Annotated in this window: 21 protein-coding genes; all 21 read right to left on the reverse strand. The window is 59.4% G+C overall.

All coding sequences use genetic code 11. From position 1 onward, the window contains the following. Positions 1-4: 4 nt before the first annotated feature. The 21 genes from E0E29_RS12200 to E0E29_RS12300 all read right to left on the reverse strand — a co-directional run bounded on the left by E0E29_RS12200 (position 5) and on the right by E0E29_RS12300 (position 17,412). Positions 5-733, reverse strand: a complete 729-nt coding sequence (locus E0E29_RS12200; protein ID WP_130850061.1) for a Stp1/IreP family PP2C-type Ser/Thr phosphatase — start codon at positions 731-733, stop codon at positions 5-7. A gap of 6 nt (positions 734-739) precedes the next feature. Then, a complete protein-coding gene (gene rlmN / locus E0E29_RS12205) occupies positions 740-1,807 on the reverse strand; it encodes a dual-specificity RNA methyltransferase RlmN (protein WP_130850062.1) in 1,068 nt (355 codons plus the stop codon). Positions 1,808-1,859: 52 nt separating this feature from the next. Further along, entirely contained in the window at positions 1,860-3,203 is a 1,344-nt protein-coding gene (rsmB, locus tag E0E29_RS12210) for a 16S rRNA (cytosine(967)-C(5))-methyltransferase RsmB (protein ID WP_130850063.1), read from the reverse strand. A 27-nt stretch (positions 3,204-3,230) separates the two neighbouring features. Next, positions 3,231-4,160 (reverse strand): methionyl-tRNA formyltransferase, encoded by a 930-nt coding sequence (gene fmt / locus E0E29_RS12215; RefSeq protein ID WP_130850064.1) that lies wholly within the window; start codon positions 4,158-4,160, stop codon positions 3,231-3,233. A 2-nt stretch (positions 4,161-4,162) separates the two neighbouring features. Beyond that, entirely contained in the window at positions 4,163-4,654 is a 492-nt protein-coding gene (gene def / locus E0E29_RS12220) for a peptide deformylase (RefSeq protein WP_130850065.1), read from the reverse strand. 12 nt (positions 4,655-4,666) lie between these two features. Further along, on the reverse strand, positions 4,667-7,147 hold the full coding sequence (gene priA, locus E0E29_RS12225; protein WP_130850066.1) for a replication restart helicase PriA: 2,481 nt from the start codon (positions 7,145-7,147) through the stop codon (positions 4,667-4,669). Between the two features lie 105 nt (positions 7,148-7,252). After that, positions 7,253-7,462: a DNA-directed RNA polymerase subunit omega gene (rpoZ, locus tag E0E29_RS12230; RefSeq protein WP_130850067.1), complete on the reverse strand. Its 210-nt coding sequence runs from the start codon at positions 7,460-7,462 to the stop codon at positions 7,253-7,255. A 75-nt stretch (positions 7,463-7,537) separates the two neighbouring features. Further along, positions 7,538-8,149 (reverse strand): guanylate kinase, encoded by a 612-nt coding sequence (gene gmk / locus E0E29_RS12235; protein WP_130850068.1) that lies wholly within the window; start codon positions 8,147-8,149, stop codon positions 7,538-7,540. Beyond that, positions 8,149-8,424 (reverse strand): extracellular matrix/biofilm regulator RemA, encoded by a 276-nt coding sequence (gene remA / locus E0E29_RS12240; protein WP_130850069.1) that lies wholly within the window; start codon positions 8,422-8,424, stop codon positions 8,149-8,151. Before remA ends, gmk begins: the two co-directional genes overlap by 1 nt. A gap of 14 nt (positions 8,425-8,438) precedes the next feature. Further along, positions 8,439-9,317 (reverse strand): YicC/YloC family endoribonuclease, encoded by an 879-nt coding sequence (locus E0E29_RS12245; RefSeq protein WP_130850070.1) that lies wholly within the window; start codon positions 9,315-9,317, stop codon positions 8,439-8,441. A gap of 37 nt (positions 9,318-9,354) precedes the next feature. Continuing rightward, the gene (locus E0E29_RS12250; protein ID WP_130850071.1) at positions 9,355-9,891 is read right to left on the reverse strand and encodes a hypothetical protein; all 537 of its coding nucleotides are present in this window, start codon (positions 9,889-9,891) and stop codon (positions 9,355-9,357) included. Between the two features lies 1 nt (position 9,892). Next, complete coding sequence (locus tag E0E29_RS12255; protein ID WP_130850072.1) at positions 9,893-10,495, reverse strand: J domain-containing protein; 603 nt, start codon at positions 10,493-10,495, stop codon at positions 9,893-9,895. Beyond that, positions 10,492-11,367 carry a DUF5685 family protein gene (locus tag E0E29_RS12260; RefSeq protein WP_130850073.1) on the reverse strand — a complete coding sequence of 292 codons (876 nt, stop codon included), beginning with the start codon at positions 11,365-11,367 and terminating at the stop codon, positions 10,492-10,494. Before E0E29_RS12260 ends, E0E29_RS12255 begins: the two co-directional genes overlap by 4 nt. After that, entirely contained in the window at positions 11,367-11,786 is a 420-nt protein-coding gene (locus E0E29_RS12265; protein ID WP_130850074.1) for a SoxR reducing system RseC family protein, read from the reverse strand. The genes E0E29_RS12260 and E0E29_RS12265 overlap by 1 nt, the downstream gene beginning before the upstream one ends. Positions 11,787-11,800: 14 nt before the next feature. After that, positions 11,801-13,087 (reverse strand): CdaR family protein, encoded by a 1,287-nt coding sequence (locus E0E29_RS12270; RefSeq protein ID WP_130850075.1) that lies wholly within the window; start codon positions 13,085-13,087, stop codon positions 11,801-11,803. Next, entirely contained in the window at positions 13,062-13,952 is an 891-nt protein-coding gene (gene cdaA / locus E0E29_RS12275; RefSeq protein WP_227602839.1) for a diadenylate cyclase CdaA, read from the reverse strand. The genes E0E29_RS12270 and cdaA overlap by 26 nt, the downstream gene beginning before the upstream one ends. Positions 13,953-14,153: 201 nt before the next feature. Beyond that, a complete protein-coding gene (locus E0E29_RS12280; RefSeq protein WP_130850077.1) occupies positions 14,154-15,278 on the reverse strand; it encodes an aminotransferase class V-fold PLP-dependent enzyme in 1,125 nt (374 codons plus the stop codon). Then, on the reverse strand, positions 15,275-15,529 hold the full coding sequence (locus E0E29_RS12285) for a putative Se/S carrier protein (RefSeq protein ID WP_130850078.1): 255 nt from the start codon (positions 15,527-15,529) through the stop codon (positions 15,275-15,277). The genes E0E29_RS12280 and E0E29_RS12285 overlap by 4 nt, the downstream gene beginning before the upstream one ends. A gap of 108 nt (positions 15,530-15,637) precedes the next feature. Further along, complete coding sequence (ispF, locus tag E0E29_RS12290; protein ID WP_423202446.1) at positions 15,638-16,120, reverse strand: 2-C-methyl-D-erythritol 2,4-cyclodiphosphate synthase; 483 nt, start codon at positions 16,118-16,120, stop codon at positions 15,638-15,640. Further along, positions 16,120-16,848 carry a 2-C-methyl-D-erythritol 4-phosphate cytidylyltransferase gene (ispD, locus tag E0E29_RS12295; RefSeq protein WP_130850079.1) on the reverse strand — a complete coding sequence of 243 codons (729 nt, stop codon included), beginning with the start codon at positions 16,846-16,848 and terminating at the stop codon, positions 16,120-16,122. Before ispD ends, ispF begins: the two co-directional genes overlap by 1 nt. A gap of 87 nt (positions 16,849-16,935) precedes the next feature. Further along, on the reverse strand, positions 16,936-17,412 hold the full coding sequence (locus tag E0E29_RS12300) for a CarD family transcriptional regulator (RefSeq protein ID WP_130850080.1): 477 nt from the start codon (positions 17,410-17,412) through the stop codon (positions 16,936-16,938). Between the last annotated feature and the right edge of the window lie 184 nt (positions 17,413-17,596).

Below are 17,596 nucleotides of genomic sequence, written 5' to 3' on the forward strand. Positions count from 1 at the left end.
CTTGTTACATCTGAAGCAGGACCGCAGTCACATTGTCCGGTGCGCCTCTGGACAATGCAATGTCCAGCAGTCTCCGGCAGCAGTCCTCCGCAGGGCCGCCGTGGAGGACCTCATAGAGAAGTTCCTGATCGGAGACCATGTTGCTCAAGCCGTCGGAGCAGAGGAGCAGAGCGTCACCCGGCTCCATCGGCTGGCGGAAGAGATCGGCACGAAGCTTAGATTCTGCACCCAGAGCCCTGGTAATGAGGTTCTTCTGGGGATGTTGCCTGGCCTGTTCCGGGGTGATCTGCCCCCGGGCCACCAGATCCTCCACCACTGAGTGATCGCGGGTCACCTTGGTGATCCCATCCGGCTGCACCAGGTAGCACCGGCTGTCGCCAATGTTCAGGATGTAAGCCTGACTGCCGATGACCAGCGCGGCCACCATGGTGGTGCCCATGCCACGGCAGTCGGCATCCACGCTGGCCCGGAAATGAACGGCGCCATTGGCCTGTTCCGCCGCGAAATGGAGGAGGGCCTCAGGCTCGTTCCGCCATTGCTCAGGTGGCTGGGCCTTGGCGGTCTCCAAAAAGGTCTCCACCGCCAGCTGGCTGGCCACATTACCAGCCTTGGCACCGCCCATGCCATCACAGACGATGCCAAGTGCCATATCCTCTGCCAGGAGCTCAATGTGGTAGTCGTCCTGGTTTTGATGCCGGACCACGCCCACATCTGTGATGCCCCATATGTTCATATCGAATCAGTCCTTTCGCCCATCCGGCCGGACCTTGTCCGCCGGCGACTCAGATCCCTCGCCCATAGCCTTCCGCCGCAGCTGGCCGCAGGAGGCATCGATGTCGCCCCCCAGCTTTCTGCGCACCGTTACGGTAATCCCCTGACGCTCCAAACGGCGCTGGAACTCCGCCACACGGCGACTGGGCTTCAGGGGGCTCTCCTTCACCTCGTTGAGAGGAATGAGATTCACATGTCCCGGCGTTCCCTTCAGGTGCTGCGCCAAAAAATCAGCCTGCGCATCGCTATCGTTGACCCCGTCGATCATAGCGTACTCATAAGAGATACGCCGACCGGTGGTCTCGAAATACCGGCGGCAGGTGTCGAAGAGCTTTTCTACTCCAATGCCCCGGTTCACCGGCATAATCTTGCTCCGGGTCTCGTCGTCCGGTGCGTGAAGAGAAACCGATAGAGTTAATTGTAACCGATGCTCCGCCAGTTTGTCAATTTTCTCCGTAAGGCCACAGGTGGACAGAGAGATATGGCGCATACCGATGTTGAGCCCATCCGGGTGATTCACCAGTTCCAGGAAGCGCAGTACGGTATCAAAATTGTCCAGCGGCTCGCCGATGCCCATGAGGACGATATTGGAAATGGAAACACCCGCGTCAAGCTGGGTGAACAGGACCTGATCAATCATCTCAGACGGTGTTAAGTCTCTTACCTTGCCCCCTAGTGTAGAAGCACAGAAGGCACAGCCCATCCGACAGCCTACCTGAGAGGAGATACATACAGTATTCCCGTGGTGGTAGCGCATCAAAACCGTCTCGATGCAATTTCCATCCAAGAGCCGCCAGAGGTATTTGATGGTACCGTCCTGGGCGGAGACTTGTTTGCGGGCCACTTCCGGATGAGTGATGACACACTGGGCACTCAGCCGCTCTCGCAAAGGCTTGGAGAGATTGGTCATCTCTTCAAAGGAAGTCGCCCCCCGGTGGAGCCAGGTAAAGATCTGCTTGGCCCGGAAACCGGGCTCCCCCTGCTCCTTGAGCCAGACACCCAGTTCCTCCTGAGTCATGGATTTGATGTCGATCATGTTATGCTCCCCCGCCGCCCTTTCGGCGGCATCAGTCCATATTTTGAGGTGGTCAGACGTTATCCGCCCTTCTCCTCAGCTTCGCGAAGAAAAATCCATCGGTGCCATGCCGCTGGGGCCACAGAGTGACCATGCCATCCGGTATCTCTCCCACTGGTCCCGGGAGGGTAAAGTTCTCCAGAGTGTACTCCGGATGGCGGTCCAGGAAGGCGGTCACAATGTTCTCATTCTCCGATATCTGTAAAGTACATGTGCAGTACAGTAATACGCCCCCAGGCTTTACATAGGTGGAGACGTTCTCTAAAATGGCTGCCTGCACGGCGGGGAGCCCGGCCAGGGGCGCCGGGTCCTTATAACGGATATCCGGCTTCTTCCGAATGATACCCAATCCGGAGCAGGGCACATCGGCCATCACCAGGTCAAAGGCCTCCTCCCACTCGACCCGGTGGGCCTTGCCGTCCTGGACAGCAGAAATAAGGCAGGTAATTCCCAGCCGTCTGGCACCGGCATCAATAAGACTCTTTTTGTGGGCATGGATGTCGCAGGAGATCAGTTTGCCCTGATTCCCCATCGCAATGGCGGCGGCAAAGGATTTACCGCCGGGAGCGGCACAGGCGTCAAGCACCGACATTCCGGGCTTGGGGTCCGCCGCCAATACCGCCAGCCGGGCACCGGCGTCCTGAATGTAAATGCGGCCCTCCCGGAAAGCTGTGAGGTTCTCCAGATCGCCGCCACCGGTGAGGGTCAGACAGTCGGGCAGCCAGGGATGGGGCTCTACTTGGGCGCCCTCCTCCCGCAGAGAGACCAGTACCTCCTCAGAAGTTCCCCGGAGACGGTTGACCTGGGCCACCGTAGGCGGCTCGCCGTTGTCCAGGGCCAGGAGACGCTCCGTCTCCACCGGACCCAACGCCTCCAAAAAGGCTTTTACCAACCACTCAGGGTGGCTGTAACGCACGGAGAGATAGGAGACCGGGTCCTCCTCCGGAATAGTGGGGAGACGATCGATGTTACGGGCCATGGAGCGGAGGATGCCGTTCACCAGGCCCGGGCTCCTGGAGTTCTTGCTGTGCCGCTTCACCAGGTCCACCGACTCGTTGACGGCGGCGCTTACCGGCACCCGGGTGAGGAAGGCCATCTGATAGGCCCCCAGCCGCAGGGCGTTAAGGACTTTGTTTTCCATTCGCTCTGGCTTCACTGTAGAAAACTTCCCGATATAGAAGTCCAACAGCAGCCGGTTCTGGAGCACGCCAAAGCACAGCCGGGTGGCCAGTGCGGCATCCCGGCTGTCCAAGCCGGCGGCCCGAATATTCTTTTTCAGCGACAGATCCGACCAGGCGCCCTGCCGATTACAGGCGGACAGGGTCAGCAGCGCCACCTCCCGGGCATTGCCGGCCATAGGATCACACCCTCTCTCCTACTCTACTTACAGCTTTTCTCCCACTGTCAGGGGATGGCCGCGGAGAAAATCCGCTGCCGCCATCCGCTTCTTCCCATCGGGCTGAAGCTCCTTGATCCGCAGCAAGGTCCCGTTTCCGCAGGCCATAACGATACCTGTATTCCCCGCCTCTGCAACTGTACCGGGAGTTAGATTCGTTGTATCGTCAATAATGTCAGTTGAAAATACTTTACATCTAATCCCACCAAATTCCGCCGTGGCACACGGCCAGGGCAACAGCCCTCGGACCTGGTCATGGAGCGCCTGCGCTCCCTTGGACCAGTCCATAGGGGAAAGCTCTCGGCTGAGCATGGGGGCGTAGGTGGAGACCGCAGCATCCTGCGGTGTCCGGGGTGCCTGCCCACTGGCCAGCAGGTCCACAGCCTCCACCAGCAACTTGCCTCCCAGTTCCGCTAAGCGGCCAAAGAGCTCGGGGGCCGTCTCATTGGGGCCAATGGCGGTCTCTCCCTGAAGAATCATATCGCCGGCATCCAGCTCCGGCGCCATATGCATAATGGTGACACCGGTGGTCTTCTCCCCATTCAGGATGGCCCAGTTGATGGGTGCCGCTCCGCGGTATTTGGGCAGCAGTGAGGAGTGGACATTGATGCAGCCATAGGCGGGATAGTCCAAAATGTCAGAGGGCAGGATGCGACCGTAGGCCGCTACCACGATGAGCTCCGGAGCAAGGTCCCGGATATAGCCCATAGCCTCCCCATCCTTCATCTTTAGGGGCTGGAATACCGGGATATCATGTGCAATGGCATATTCCTTTACAGGGCTTGCCTGGAGCTTCATTCCCCGGTTTTTAGGCTTGTCGGGCTGGGTGAAGACACCGCACACCTCATGATCGGCCTCCAGGAGGGCGGCCAGTGAGGCCACGGCAAAATCAGGGGTGCCCATGAAGAGGATGCGCACGGTCAGTCCTCCTCCTCGTACATCTCGTCCAGTTCCTTCTGGGTATAGAGCCGGTCGGTGAGCTCGGTGAAAATGTGGCCTTCCAGATGGTCCAGCTCATGGCAGAAGCAGCGGGCCACGATGGCCTCCCCCTCTGCCTCAAACCAGTTGCCGTTCCGATCCTGGGCCTTGACCCGGACCCTCATGGGCCGCTCCACGGTCCCCCACTTGCCGGGAACGCTGAGGCAACCCTCCCAACCATCCTGGATCTCCTCGGAACGCCAGATGATCTCCGGGTTCACCAGTTCCAGCATCTGCTCCTGAGCATCCACCACGATAACGCACCGGCGAAGGATGCCCACCTGCGGGGCGGCCAGACCAGCGCCGCCAGCATCATCCAGGGTCTCTTTGAGGTCATCCAGCAGGTCCCAAAGCCGCTGGTCAAAGTTGGTGACCGGACGGCAGACCTTGTGGAGTGCGGGGTCCTTGTCGGTCAGTATCTTTCTCAGTGCCATAGTCGTATCCTCCTAATCATATGGGTTCACATCGGCAAACACCGAAACACCTCGGATCTCACGGTCATCGGCGGCGGCCTGGAGCAGGCCGGCAATGAGCTGGCGGACCTCCTTGGTATTTTGGCAGAGCAGGGTCAGCCGATAACGGTAACGGTTGTTTACCTTGGCCACCGCCGCCGGAGCAGGCCCCAGCAGGCGTGGCCGCGTATCATAGTCACTCCAGGCCGCTGCCCAGCTCTCCAGGCTGCGGCGGAGCCTTTGGCATTTTCTGAGCACGGCGGACTCGTCGGCACCCGAAGCGGTGAGGACAAAGACATCCCGGAAGGGCGGGTAGTCCATGAGCCGCCGCAGGTCGATTTCCTGAGCGTAGAAGCGGTCGTAGTCCTGTACAGCGGCGCAGCGAATCACGTCGTTGTCGGGCGTGTAGGTCTGGATCACCGCCCGGCCGGTCTTTTCTCCCCGGCCCGCCCGGCCCACTACCTGGGTGAGAAGGGAAAAGGTCCGCTCTGAGGCCCGAAAGCTTTCCACATACAGGGCCAAGTCTGCAGCCACCACCCCCACCAGGGTCACATTCTCGAAGTCCAGGCCCTTGGCCACCATCTGAGTGCCCACCAGAATGGGCACCTTTTTTCGCTGAAAGCGGTCCAGTAGTTTCTGGTGTCCATCGGCAGCCGACACAGTATCAGCGTCCATCCGTAGGATCTCCACCCCAGGAAAAAGCTCCTCCAGTTCGCTCTGTACCTTCTGGGTCCCGGCGCCGATAAAGTTCAGGGCGCCGCCGCACACCGGACAGGCCTCAGGCAGGGGCTCGGAGTGGCCACAGTAGTGGCACATGAGCCGGTGGTTTGCCGAGTGGTAGGTAAGATGGACCGAACACCGGGGACATACCGGCACTTCGCCACACTCTCCGCAGGACACCATACGGCTGGCTCCACGGCGGTTGAGAAACAGAATGGACTGTTCCCCCCGCTCCAGGTTGGCCTCCAGCTCACGGCGCAGCAGAGTGCCAATGCTGGTACCATTGCCTGAGCGGAGCTCCTCTTTCATATCGGAAATATAAACGGCAGGCAAAGCCCGCTCATTGTAGCGTTTGGTCAGAGTTACCAGGTGGTAGACCCCGGTCTTTGCCAGATACATGGTCTCCACCGATGGGGTGGCCGATCCCAGCACCAGCAGTCCACCCACCTTGGCACAGCGGTATTTGGCGATTTCACGGGCGTGATACCGGGGGGTGTTTTCCGATTTATAGCTGCCCTCCTGCTCCTCATCCAGAATAATGAGGCCCAGGTTCTCCAAAGGGGCAAATACAGCGGAGCGGGTGCCTAGGGCCACCCGGGCCAGTCCGGAGCGCAGACGCTTCCACTCGTCATAACGCTCCCCAGCCCGGAGAGAGCTGTGGAGCACGGCCACATCGCTGCCGAAATGGGCAGTAAAGATTCGCAGGAGCTGCGGGGTGAGCGCAATCTCAGGGACTAGGACCATAGCAGTCTGGCCCCGATCCAGAGCTGCCCGGATGAGGCGGAGATAAACCTGGGTCTTTCCACTGCCCGTCACACCATAGAGAAGGGCAACAGCGGGCTTTGGTGACCGGCACAGGCCGTCCAGTGTCTGGAAGGCCATCTCCTGCTCCTCGTTGAGCACCGGTGGAGGCGCTGTAGGACCATCTGCCTCTTCGTGTCCTCCACGAAAGACCTCCCGCTCCTCCAGCGTGACCAGTCCGCTCTTGACCAGAGACTTGATGGTAGGTGTGGAGGCGCCGGTGAAATAGCAGATCTCCTTGACGCTGGCGCTGCCCACGGTGCTCAGAAGCTCCACCACAGCGTACCGTAGCGGGGCGCTCCGTCGCCTGGGAGTCACATGGGCTAGGGCCTCCTCTGCCGGCACAGCCAGAGAGGCCACCTTTTCCCGTTTGTCTCCCACCCCCCTCTGGGCGCTGGTCTCCAGGGTGAGCGCACCCTGCTCGGTGAGCAGTTTCAGCGCAGGAGCAGGGTCTGCCGCACCTAGGGCGGCGTGGATCTGCCCCACCTCAGCGGAGCCACCGCAAGCCCAGATAAGATCCAGGATCTGCACGGCCCGGCGGGAGCGCCCCGCTGCGGTATAAGATGCCTCACGGTCCACGCCGGAGGCAATGTGATAGCTATCGCGGATGGAGAACCACAGCCCCGCCGGCAGCATGGCCCGGGCGGCATCGTACACAGTACAGAAATACCGCTCCCGCATCCACAGGCACAGCTTCAGGCCCTGTCCGTCTAGGACGGGGGCATCATCCAGAACGGAAAACACCTCTTTGAGACGCTTTCCCTCCTGCAGTTCGCCAGACAGGGCCAGTACGATGCCCTCGGTGCGCTTATTTCCACGACCGAAGGGTACCAGTACCCGGACGCCGGGAACCGCCCGGCCTTCCAGCTCTGCCGGGACCAGATAGTCGTAGGGCCTGTCGATGGCATAGGCGGCCGCCGCCAGGGCTATTTTCGAGATGACCGCCCCATCCACCGCTGCTCTCTCCTTCCGTCACAGAAAAGGCAAGCGCCGGGGGCTGTTCGCCCGTCCGGCACTTCCGTCACGTCTGGGGATGCGTCCGGCACCCCCGGACACAGATCAAACCTGGGGCTGAGTGGGCAGGCTCAGATCCACCTTGCCCTCAGCGATCTCACGGATCGCGATGCTCACAGGCTTATCGTTGAGCGGGTAGCCACCCTCTTCGGCATCGGCGGCGATCTGACGGGCCCGGTGGGCCACCACATTCACCAGTTGATAGCGGCTGGGCACCTGCGCGAGCAGGTCCTTCATAGCAGGATAAAGCATCATAACAGATCCAACTCCTTCGTTTACTGCATAGAATATCCGGAACGGTGTCCGGTATGGACACTGGGCAAGAGATCCTCAGATCCCCTCCACCAGGTGCATGCGATTTCGGGTCCGGCAGTCCTCCGCCATCAGGATGGCGATGATCTCGGCAGCGGCTTCAGAGACCTTGTCATTGACCACCAGATAGTCATAATTGGGGATTTGGGCGTATTCCTCCCGGGCCTTGGTGAGGCGACCGGCGATGACCTCTTCGCTGTCGGTGTTGCGTCCCCGCAGACGGCGGGAGAGCTCCTCAAAGGAGGGGGGGATAATAAAGATGAGCACCGCCTCAGGGCATTTTGCCCGAACCTTGGCCGCGCCCTGGACCTCAATGTCGAGCAGCACGTCGATCCCAGCGTCCAGCTTCTCCTGGATGACCTTCATGGAAGTGCCATAATAGTTGCCCACGTACTCCGCGTGTTCCAGCAGTTCACCTCGGGCGATCATGCCCTCGAACTCTGCCCGGTCCACGAAGTTATAGTTGACACCGTCTGCCTCTCCCACCCGGGGCTTACGGGTGGTGAAGGAGACGGAAAAATAGATATCCTGCCGCTGACCCAACAGTTCGGCGATCACCGTGCTCTTTCCCACACCAGAGGGCCCGGAGAGAACGATCAGTTCGCCGCGTGCCTTTTTCTTGAGTGCCATCAGTCCTCTGCCTCCTCTTCCTCATCCTCCGCCGCCGGCTCACCGCCGGCGAAGCGCCCAGCCACCTTCTCTGGCTGAATGGCCGAGAGTACGATGTGGTCGCTGTCCATGACCAGCACAGCCCGGGTCCGCCGGCCAAAGGTGGCGTCAATGAGGACACCTCGCTCTCTGGCCTCCTGAACCATGCGCTTGATGGGTGCGGACTCCGGACTCACCACCGCGATGAGTCGGCCCGCCGAAACCATATTGCCAAAGCCAATATTGATGAGCTTCATGCTGCCGCTTCCTCTCACTCGATGTTCTGGACCTGCTCCCGGATCTTTTCGATCTCCGCCTTGATGTCGATGACATGGCGGGCAATCTCCAGATCGTTGCACTTGGAGCCAATGGTGTTGGCTTCCCGGTTGAACTCCTGGATGAGGAAGTCCAGCTTCCGGCCAATGGGACCGCCCTGGCTCAGCATGGTCCGGAGCTGGGAGAGGTGGCTGCGCAGGCGGACGGTCTCCTCATCCACCGCTACCTTGTCGGCAAAAATGGCCGCCTCAGTGAGGATGCGGCTCTCGTCCAGCTGCTGATTTTGAAGGACTTCTCGCATTTTGGCCTCCAGACGGGCCCGGTATTCGGCTACCGTCTTGGGGCTTTGCACCTCCACCTGTCCGGTGAGGGTCTCAATGGTATCGGCCCGGGAGAGGATATCGGCGGAGAGCCGTTCCCCTTCCCGTTCCCGCATAACAGCAAAGTCGGCCAGTGCCTGGTCCAGCACCGCACAGATGTCGGCGGCAGCCTCCTCCACATTCTCCGGTGCTTTCTCCGTCTGGAGCACATCGGGGAACCGGGCCATCAGCGCCAAGTCGGGCAGCCCCAAGAGTTGATAGGTGTCTTTAAGCTCCTTCAAAGCGGCTGCATAGCCAGCCGCCACCGGATGGTTCACCTTGACGGTGACCACATCAGCACCCGCGCTGTCCATGGTAACAAAGACGTCTACCTTTCCCCGGGAAATGGCGTCCTGGACGCGGCTTTTCATGGCGTCCTCGGCAAAGATATAGGCTCTGGGCATCTTGATGTTGCAGTCCAAATATCGGTTGTTCACCGAACGGACTTCCACAACGATGGAACGGCCGTGGAGCACGGCTTCCCCCCTGCCATAGCCAGTCATACTGCGGACCAAGGGTGGTCTCCCCTTTCTTCTCTCTTACTAATTCCAATCAGATGCCCTGGCCCCGGCGCATGGGACGGTCTACCCGGGCAACGTAAAAAGCAATAAGTTTGCTGAAACCATAATCATAAACCAGGAACACCACGTTCCCGATGGGATAGAGGAGCCAGCCAAGCTCTTCCGCCTGAGGTATGCCCCACAGGAAGATGCCCCGAAGTCCAAACCACAGCACGGTGAGGGCAACGTTGAAAAAGGCAAGCTTCACCACCAACTCCAAGGGCAGCTTCCACAAGCGCTCAGCAGCCCATTTTACCAGTGGATAGAGTCCGAAAAAGATCAGGTAAAGCAACCCACAGCCCTTACTGGGCAACAGGATCAGGGCCAGCACTGAGGTGCCTGCCCAACACAGCCCTCCCGCTGCTGGTCCGGCGGAGATGACGGCAGCGGCGGGCATCAGTCCAGCTACGGCCACCAGGCCAATTCGTCCCCAGGGCGCCATGGCGGCCGCCCAAAGCACTACCAGGGAGAGGGCCGTCAGCATGGCCGCCAGGGCCAGCTTTCCGGCATACGGTGTCCGTCCTCTCATCTCAGTTTCCACACCCGCCACACAGGCAGTTGAGACACAGGAGGGTGGTACAACAGTCGCAGGAATCCATACCGCCTGAGGTGTAACCGTAAGGCCGGTAGGCCTGTCCGCCCTGACGCATCATGTTGTAGGCCTGCCGGTACTCCAGATTACCCGGGTCCATGTTGCAGGCCATCTGATACTGCTGCATGGCCTCGTCCAGCCACCCCTTCCGGTAGGCAATAGAGCCCATGAGGAAGTGCCACTCGGCATCCTGTCCCGGCACCGACTGAAGCAGCTGCTCCGCCTGAGCCAAGTTACCCAGATTGATGGCTTGACGGGCCCGGGCATACACCGAGGAGCCGCCGGACTGGCTCTGCCGCTGGTAGCCGCCCTGCTGCTGATAGGCGCCCTGGTACCCGCCGCTGCTCCGGCCGGAGCGCTGCTTGGTAATTGCGTCATAGGCCTCGTTGATGGCTTTCATCTTCTCCTCGGCCAGATCGGCCAGCGGGTTGTTCTGATAGTTATCCGGATGATACTTCCGGGCCAACTCCCGGTAGGCCCGCTTGATCTCTTCGTCGCTGGCATCCGGGCTGACGCCCAGAACGCTGTATGGATCATTCATAGCTTGTTCTCCCTGTTTTCTTTCTTGCGCCGTCTCCACTGTCCGGTGAAGACAGCCTCCTCTACCATGGGCAACCCCAGGCACAGAATATTCATGATGACGCCGTTCCACGGGCCGACGTCCGTGAAGTGATAGGCAGATACCGCCAAATTCAGCGAATGCCGCAAGGTAAGCCGCACTTCCTCCTGATGTGCCTCCGGCCCATCCGGGAAACGCAGGAGCAGCGGATTATAGCTTCCCGATTTTCGATCTTCATCCAAATCATCCCAGGCATCTACAAGATAGATCCAGCGTCCTACATGGTAGAGCATCTGGCCCAGAGCCCGATCCCGAACTTCCTCGCCAGTAGTCGGAGCAGCTCCCGCCAAAATACGGGCAAAGGTGTCCGCTGTCCGATCCAGGGAAGGCGTCTTATCTTTCTCAAGCGCGTGAAGCTCCTCCAAGCAGGCCACCGTCTGCCGGTCAAAATCCGGTCGCCGCAGAGCGGCCTTCCGATAGGCCCGACGAAGCAGCAGGCTCAACAGCCGGGCAGGTAATCCCCGAAAAATGCCCCGGTCAGCTACACTGTCACGCAGCTTCCAGTAAGTGAGGATGATACTCTCATCGGCCGCCGTATCCAGTCCTGGCCGAGACGGGCAGACCTGTTTCCCTCTAAATGGACAGGCTACACACCGCCGACGCTCCAACCCCACTTTTTCCCCTGGCTGGGCCAACACCATAGCCAGGAAGGCGAAGTCATAGTTGAGAAGCAGTCTTGGGAAAAAGCCGTACCTCCGTCCCAGGGTGTGACACAGGCCGCAGTAAATACCTTGGTAGGCATCCAGCTCCCGGACCTTCAACTCCCCCCTGAGGGGGACCACATAGCCAAACATCAGCCCTCTTTGTGAGCCACAATGCGGAACTGGATTGATTTGCGGCGTTTGACCCGGCGGTCCAGTGCCACGATGAGCAGCACACTGACAGCAAAGGCGGCAGCACCGGCAAGAATACACCATCCCTGGGTGAGACCAAATGCCTGTGCCAGCAGGTAACCGGCCACCAGCAGGACCATAGGCACCAGGTAGACAAAGGCAATGATCCCCATAAGTTGGGCGTTCTCCGTCTCCACCACTACCAATTCACCTGTACGCGCTCCGACGGTATTTTCAGCCAAAGCGGTGACAGTGGGCTGAGCCGCAGTCATACAGCCACCGCACTCGGCGCAATTATGGGCGCAGGCACCCTGCCGGACCACTGCTACCACAGCGGTTCCGTTCGGAAATGTTTGTTTTATTTGTGCAGTTTGTCTCATGGTAAAAGATTCTCCTATTGTGACTGGATATTGACCACGACGATGTACCCATTGCTGCCGGGGCTGATGACGCCACAGCGGCTGTCACCGTCTAAATAAATTTTGGGTGTAAATGGGAATTGGGCTTGCCGCAGATTCTGGCCCTCCAGATCCACCACAACCCGGATCTGATAGCCCTCCACGGTCTCCAGCGCATCAGCGGGCCCCCGCACCTTCACCTGCAGAGACTGTGTGACCGCATCGGCTGTAAAGCCATCCGGGGTATTGATGATATCGATATTGGAGGTCTCAACCGTTTTCGTCTCTAAGCCTTTGATCGTAACAGTCACAGTGGCCTGCGTAATGCCGCTGTCGTTGCTCAGCTCAGTAGACAGCTCAATGGGGAACACAAAGACCTGCTCCTCCTGGACGACCTGGGACAGGTCGATCTTACCCACTGTGATGGTTTTGCCCTCCAGGTAGGAGACGTCGGCCTCATCGCCGGAGACCTGAATGGTGGCGGGCTGAATATCCACTGTCACATAGCGTTCAAAATTGTCTTCCGTAATGCCTCCACCATAGACGTACTCCACACTTAAGGGAACCTCCATGGTCTTGACCACCGGCATGACTACGCTCACTGTGTTCACATTGGTGGTGAGATCGTCGTCGTCCACCACCTCGCCATCGGCGGTCATGAGCTGGAAGCCCAACTCACCGGTATAGGTCTTGGTCAGGTTGTCGCCTGTGATGGTGACCTGAGCATACTCTACCTGGTTCACCAAAGTCTCAGGCCCCTGGACCTTGATGGTGCCCGGCGTGACCTCCACCGGGTTGGCGCGGTAGTTGTTGTCCTCGTCCACGGTGCCCTTGAAAACGCCACGGACCTCAACCGTCTTGGACATAAGTCTGGTAACCGTGACCTGGATGGTTTTACCCTCCTGGTCCATCACCCGCACACCGGTAGAAGTCAGAGAAGTGAACTCCGGTGTGATCGTACAATTTAGGTCATAGGTACCGGGCTCGGTAATCTCCGCCACATTGATGGTGGCGCTGAAATATTCACTTGGATTGGAGGCCATGCTCACCAACAGGCTTCGATTCCCGCTGACTCTGGCATTTACGGTGAGCTTGGTATTGGGATCGATCATCAGGCCCTTGGCGTTTAAGGCCTCCTCACCCACCACCGTAACAGGGATGTTGCGCACGGTGGACTCACCCACGTCGGTCACGCTGGCCGTCACATAGGCCCACAGGCCAAGGGCGATGAGGATGGACAGGATGATATTGAAGATTTTACTTTCCGTGAACTTCTTCCCCATCGTTTTTGTCACCTTTTTTCGACTTGAATAGGGCGGAGAGCTTGTTGGAAGAGCCGGTGGTCTCCTCCTTGGGCAGCAGTTCGTTGCGCAGCAGACGCTCCAGGGTTTCCGGGGCCAGGTGCCGCTTGAGCATGCCGTTGACTGCCACAGAGATGGAGCCGGTCTCTTCCGAAACGATGGCCACCACAGCATCGGAGTTCTCACTCATGCCGATGCCGGCCCGGTGGCGCATGCCCAGGTCCCGGGACAGGTTGATGTTCCCGGACAAAGGAAGCACACAGCCCGCCCCTACGATATGTCCGTTCCGGACGATAACAGCGCCGTCATGCAGGGGTGCCTTATTCCAGAACAGGTTCTTGAGCAGCTCTGCTGCCACAGTAGAGTCCAGGGCGGTACCCGTTTTGATGATGTCATCCAGAGGCACCTTCCGCTCAAAGACCATCAGGGCGCCTACCTTGTCCCGAGAGAGAGAGGCATAGGCCTGGACAGTCTGGGAAATGGCCTCTTCCACTTCAGGAGGCGCCTCCTCCCTGCTGAACATATCACCCAGAGTGGTACTGCCCAGCTGTTCCAGGAACCGGCGGATCTCCGGCTGAAACACTACAATGAGGGCCAACATTCCCATCTCCACCATATGGGAGAGGAAGAAGTGAATGACCCGCAGATTGAGCACAGAGGACGATGACAGCACCAGAGCAGCCAGCAGCAGTAAGATAGCCTTCGCCACTTGCGCTGCACGGCTCCGCCGAACCAACATAAGGAGCCGGTAAATGACTACCGCGATGATGGTCACATCCACGATATCGAATATGGAAATGTTAAAGGTCAGGATGTACTGATACATCCTCTGTAAAATATCTGCCATTTCCATTATCTCCCACATCAAAATATGGCCCTGGGGCGGACGCAACAGCCTCCCGCCCATTTCAAGTATTATACTGTATTCACTGTCAAATGGCAAGGACCACGCCCATTAAATTTCCCTGAACTTCCCTCAAAAATGGACGAAAAAAAGCGTGCGAGGGCGCGCGGCGGAGAAACCGCGGTCCTCGCACGGTGGGTACGCTCAAAACACCCGGAGACGGCCCACGGCCCGTACCAGGGCGGAGACCTCTCCAGGCGTATTGAAGGCGGAGAAACTGGCCCGCACGGTCCCGGTCTCCAGGGTACCGGCAGTGCGGTGGGCCAGAGGTGCGCAGTGGAGACCGGACCGGACCGCGATCCCCTGTTTGGCAAGCCGGGCCCCCACCTCTTCGCAATCCATGCCCTCCACCCGGAAGGAGACCACGCCAGCCTGATTCGACAGCCGTGGCGCGGCGTAGACAGTGACGCCCTCCAAACGGCTCAGTGCATGGGCACATTGGGCAGCCAGACCACGCTCATGCGCCAGAATGTGCACCGGACCCTTGCGCGCTACAAAACGCAATCCCTCCAGCAGCCCGGCGGCACCTGGGACGTTGTGGGTTCCGGGCTCCAGCCGGTCGGGCAGGAAATCAGGCATCTCCTGAAGCATGGAGAGAGACCCTGTTCCCCCTTCCATCAAAGGTCTCGCCGACTGTGCGCACAGCAGAAGACCAGTCCCCTGTGGGCCGTAGAGGCCCTTATGCCCCGGCATGGCGATAAAGGCGGCTCCAGACTCCTCCAACGAAACGGGAAGTGTGCCGGCAGACTGGGAGGCGTCCAGAATGAGCGGAATTCCCCGCTCACGGCACAGAGCGGCGATCGTTTCCACCGGCAGCACATATCCAAAGACATTGGAGACATGGGTACAGAGGACGCAGGATACCTCCGGAGTCAGCAGCGACTGGAATCGCTCAACCATAGCATCTGGCTGGAACAGTGGAGCATCTGCCACCTTCACCGTCACATTTGGGATGGCAGCCAGTGGGCGTGTGACAGCATTGTGCTCATATCCGGAGATGAGCACCGTATCTCCTGGGGCAACCAAAGTCTTAATGGCCAGGTTGAGGCCATGGGTGGCGTTCATGGTGAGCACCACTTGGTCCGGTTCTGGTACGTAAAAAAGCCGGGCGGCGGTCTCCCGGCAAGTGAAAATGGTATCGGCCGCCGCCATGGCAGCGGGATAGCCGCCCCGACCGGGACTGGCCATGTGGCTCATGGCATTTGCCGCCGCTCTGGCCACCGCCGGCGGCTTTTGAAGGGTGGTGGCAGCGGAATCCAGGTAGATCATGGCCCCACCTGGCGGTAACTGCCATCCGATTCCGCGATATAGACTCCCTTGGGCCGCAGCTCTGCCCGGTTGAGCAGCACCAGTGCCTGGGCCAGCCGGCGCTCTGATACCTTCACCGCATAACCGCAGCCCTCTCCTACAATGGATTTGGGCGCCCGAAGGACCACGCCAGTGATCCCTCCCCGCTCCAGCACGGCCGCCGTCCGCTGGGCGTAGGTCAGCGAGCGGCAGACGATGAGATAATAGACCATAGGCATTACGCTCCTCTCTGGAGCATTCTATGTCTGTCAGCTCACAGAGGACACTATACAAAAAGGGCCGGAGCCTCCTGTCATAAGGCTCCGGTCCCTTGTCTTTGTTTATACCCGCTCCAGCAGGGTCACGGCGTGGGCTGCCATGCCCTGACCGGTGCCAGTGAAGCCCAATCCCTCCTCAGTGGTGGCCTTCACGTTTACTCGCTCCTGGGGAACCCCAAGATGGAGGGCAAGGTTTTGACGCATCTGGGGGATATGTCCGGCCAGCTTGGGTCGCTGGGCCACAATGGTGACGTCCACGTTACACACCTGCCAGCCCTCCTCCCGCAATCGGCCGCACACCCGGTCCAGCAGTACCAGACTGGAGATCCCGGCAAATGCCGGGTCATTGTCAGGGAAGAGCTTTCCGATGTCCCCCAGTCCGGCCGCACCCAACAGGGCGTCCATCACTGCGTGAGTGAGGACATCGGCGTCAGAGTGACCTAACAGCCCTTCCTCCCACGGGATGTCTACTCCGCCCAGAATGAGCCTGCGTCCCGCTGTCAGTCGGTGGACATCATAGCCGTGCCCAATCCGCAGCTCTGCCACTACACTTCTCCCCTTCCCATCAAAATACCCAACCCCAGGTCCAAGTCCGTAGGGGTAGTCAGCTTTAAATTGGCCCGGTCTCCCTTGGTGAGGGAGATTCGCATGCCCAGGCGCTCCACAGCGGCGCAGTCGTCAGTGAGAGTGACACCGTCTTCTGCCGCCTTTTGGAGCGCCGCCTTTAAAAGAGATGCCTCAAAGACCTGGGGCGTTTGAATCGCAAAGAGGATCTCTCGGTCCAGGGTCTCCTCCACCACACCGTCTTTCGCGCGCTTGACTGTATCGGTCACCGGCACCGCCGGCGCCGCCGCGCCGCACTCTGCCGCCTTCCGGACGACTTCCTCCAGAAGCTCCTGGGTGACAAAAGGCCGGGCACCGTCATGGACAGCGATGAGCTCGGCCTCCGGGCTGGCCGACCGGATACCGGCGAGCACCGACAAAGTGCGGGTAGCGCCTCCGGTCACCACCTTGGTAACCTTCTCCAGACCAAAATCCCGGCACAAACGGCTTACCGGTACCACCAGGTCCTCACGGGTCACCACCACGATCTCATGGATCAGGTTACAGGCCTCCAGCGCCTGGAGGGTCCGAACCAGCACCGGCCGGTCCCCCAGCTCCAAAAGCATTTTGTCCTGGCCCTCCATGCGGGTGGAGGAACCGGCGGCAGGTACCACAGCGGTACAGAACGGCGCAGCCGGACGTCGCTTCCTCAGTGCGCCAAAGATTGGCATGATGGGAACACTCCTTTCCAATGGGGCGATGGGTCTCCTTCCACCGCAAAAAGGAGCCTTTCGGCTCCTTTTTAATCTGTCGGGCAGTCAGCTAAGCGCGGTGTTGATGCGCTTCTCCACGTCCTCATAACTGGCATCTTGTGAGAGAACCAACTCAGATATCAGGATCTGCTTGGCGGAGTGGAGCATCTTCCGTTCCCCTGTAGAGAGTCCCCGATCCTCGTCCCGAAGCATCAGGCCCTTCACCACCCGGGCCACCTCCAGCAGGTCTCCGCTCTTGATCCGAAGCATGTTCTCCCGATAGCGGCGATTCCAGTTCTGGGTCATGTCCACCTCAATGTTTGGCATGGCCGCAAGAATACGGTCGGCTGCGTCCCGATCCACTACGGGCCGCACCCCAATCTCCTCCGTGTGCTCGGTGGGTATCATGACCAGCATGCCCCCCACTGGCAGCTTGAGGATGTAGTAGTCCCGCACCACGCCGTTGACCTTTTTGCTGACGATGCTGTCGATCACGCCGGCACCATGCATCGGATGGACGATCTTATCTCCTATCTGAAACATGATAACCACCTCCTTGACTTGAGAAAAATAACTTGACAAACCTACAAATCAAGTTTATTATAAACCATTTATCACTGTTTCGCAAGTAAAAAGCACCGTATCTTCCGCAAAACAGGCGTCAAATCTCAGTCAAAGATGTGAAAAGCGGCAAAAAAGGACCTGTCTCTTCTGGAGACAGGTCCTT

The sequence above is a fragment of the Intestinimonas timonensis genome, from assembly GCF_900626145.1.
GTDB lineage: Bacteria > Bacillota > Clostridia > Oscillospirales > Oscillospiraceae > Intestinimonas > Intestinimonas aquisgranensis.

Excerpts from the sequence above, each read along its gene's own strand:
- E0E29_RS12200 (WP_130850061.1), bottom strand. The coding sequence starts at position 733 with ATGAACATATGGGGCATCACAGATGTGGGCGTGGTCCGGCATCAAAAC.
- rlmN (WP_130850062.1), bottom strand. The coding sequence starts at position 1,807 with ATGATCGACATCAAATCCATGACTCAGGAGGAACTGGGTGTCTGGCTC.
- rsmB (WP_130850063.1), bottom strand. The coding sequence starts at position 3,203 with ATGGCCGGCAATGCCCGGGAGGTGGCGCTGCTGACCCTGTCCGCCTGT.
- def (WP_130850065.1), bottom strand. The coding sequence starts at position 4,654 with ATGGCACTGAGAAAGATACTGACCGACAAGGACCCCGCACTCCACAAG.
- rpoZ (WP_130850067.1), bottom strand. The coding sequence starts at position 7,462 with ATGATGCTTTATCCTGCTATGAAGGACCTGCTCGCGCAGGTGCCCAGC.
- gmk (WP_130850068.1), bottom strand. The coding sequence starts at position 8,149 with ATGGCACTCAAGAAAAAGGCACGCGGCGAACTGATCGTTCTCTCCGGG.
- remA (WP_130850069.1), bottom strand. The coding sequence starts at position 8,424 with ATGAAGCTCATCAATATTGGCTTTGGCAATATGGTTTCGGCGGGCCGA.
- E0E29_RS12250 (WP_130850071.1), bottom strand. The coding sequence starts at position 9,891 with ATGAGAGGACGGACACCGTATGCCGGAAAGCTGGCCCTGGCGGCCATG.
- E0E29_RS12255 (WP_130850072.1), bottom strand. The coding sequence starts at position 10,495 with ATGAATGATCCATACAGCGTTCTGGGCGTCAGCCCGGATGCCAGCGAC.
- E0E29_RS12260 (WP_130850073.1), bottom strand. The coding sequence starts at position 11,367 with ATGTTTGGCTATGTGGTCCCCCTCAGGGGGGAGTTGAAGGTCCGGGAG.
- E0E29_RS12265 (WP_130850074.1), bottom strand. The coding sequence starts at position 11,786 with ATGAGACAAACTGCACAAATAAAACAAACATTTCCGAACGGAACCGCT.
- E0E29_RS12270 (WP_130850075.1), bottom strand. The coding sequence starts at position 13,087 with ATGGGGAAGAAGTTCACGGAAAGTAAAATCTTCAATATCATCCTGTCC.
- cdaA (WP_227602839.1), bottom strand. The coding sequence starts at position 13,952 with ATGGCAGATATTTTACAGAGGATGTATCAGTACATCCTGACCTTTAAC.
- E0E29_RS12280 (WP_130850077.1), bottom strand. The coding sequence starts at position 15,278 with ATGATCTACCTGGATTCCGCTGCCACCACCCTTCAAAAGCCGCCGGCG.
- E0E29_RS12285 (WP_130850078.1), bottom strand. The coding sequence starts at position 15,529 with ATGGTCTATTATCTCATCGTCTGCCGCTCGCTGACCTACGCCCAGCGG.
- ispD (WP_130850079.1), bottom strand. The coding sequence starts at position 16,848 with ATGCCAATCTTTGGCGCACTGAGGAAGCGACGTCCGGCTGCGCCGTTC.
- E0E29_RS12300 (WP_130850080.1), bottom strand. The coding sequence starts at position 17,412 with ATGTTTCAGATAGGAGATAAGATCGTCCATCCGATGCATGGTGCCGGC.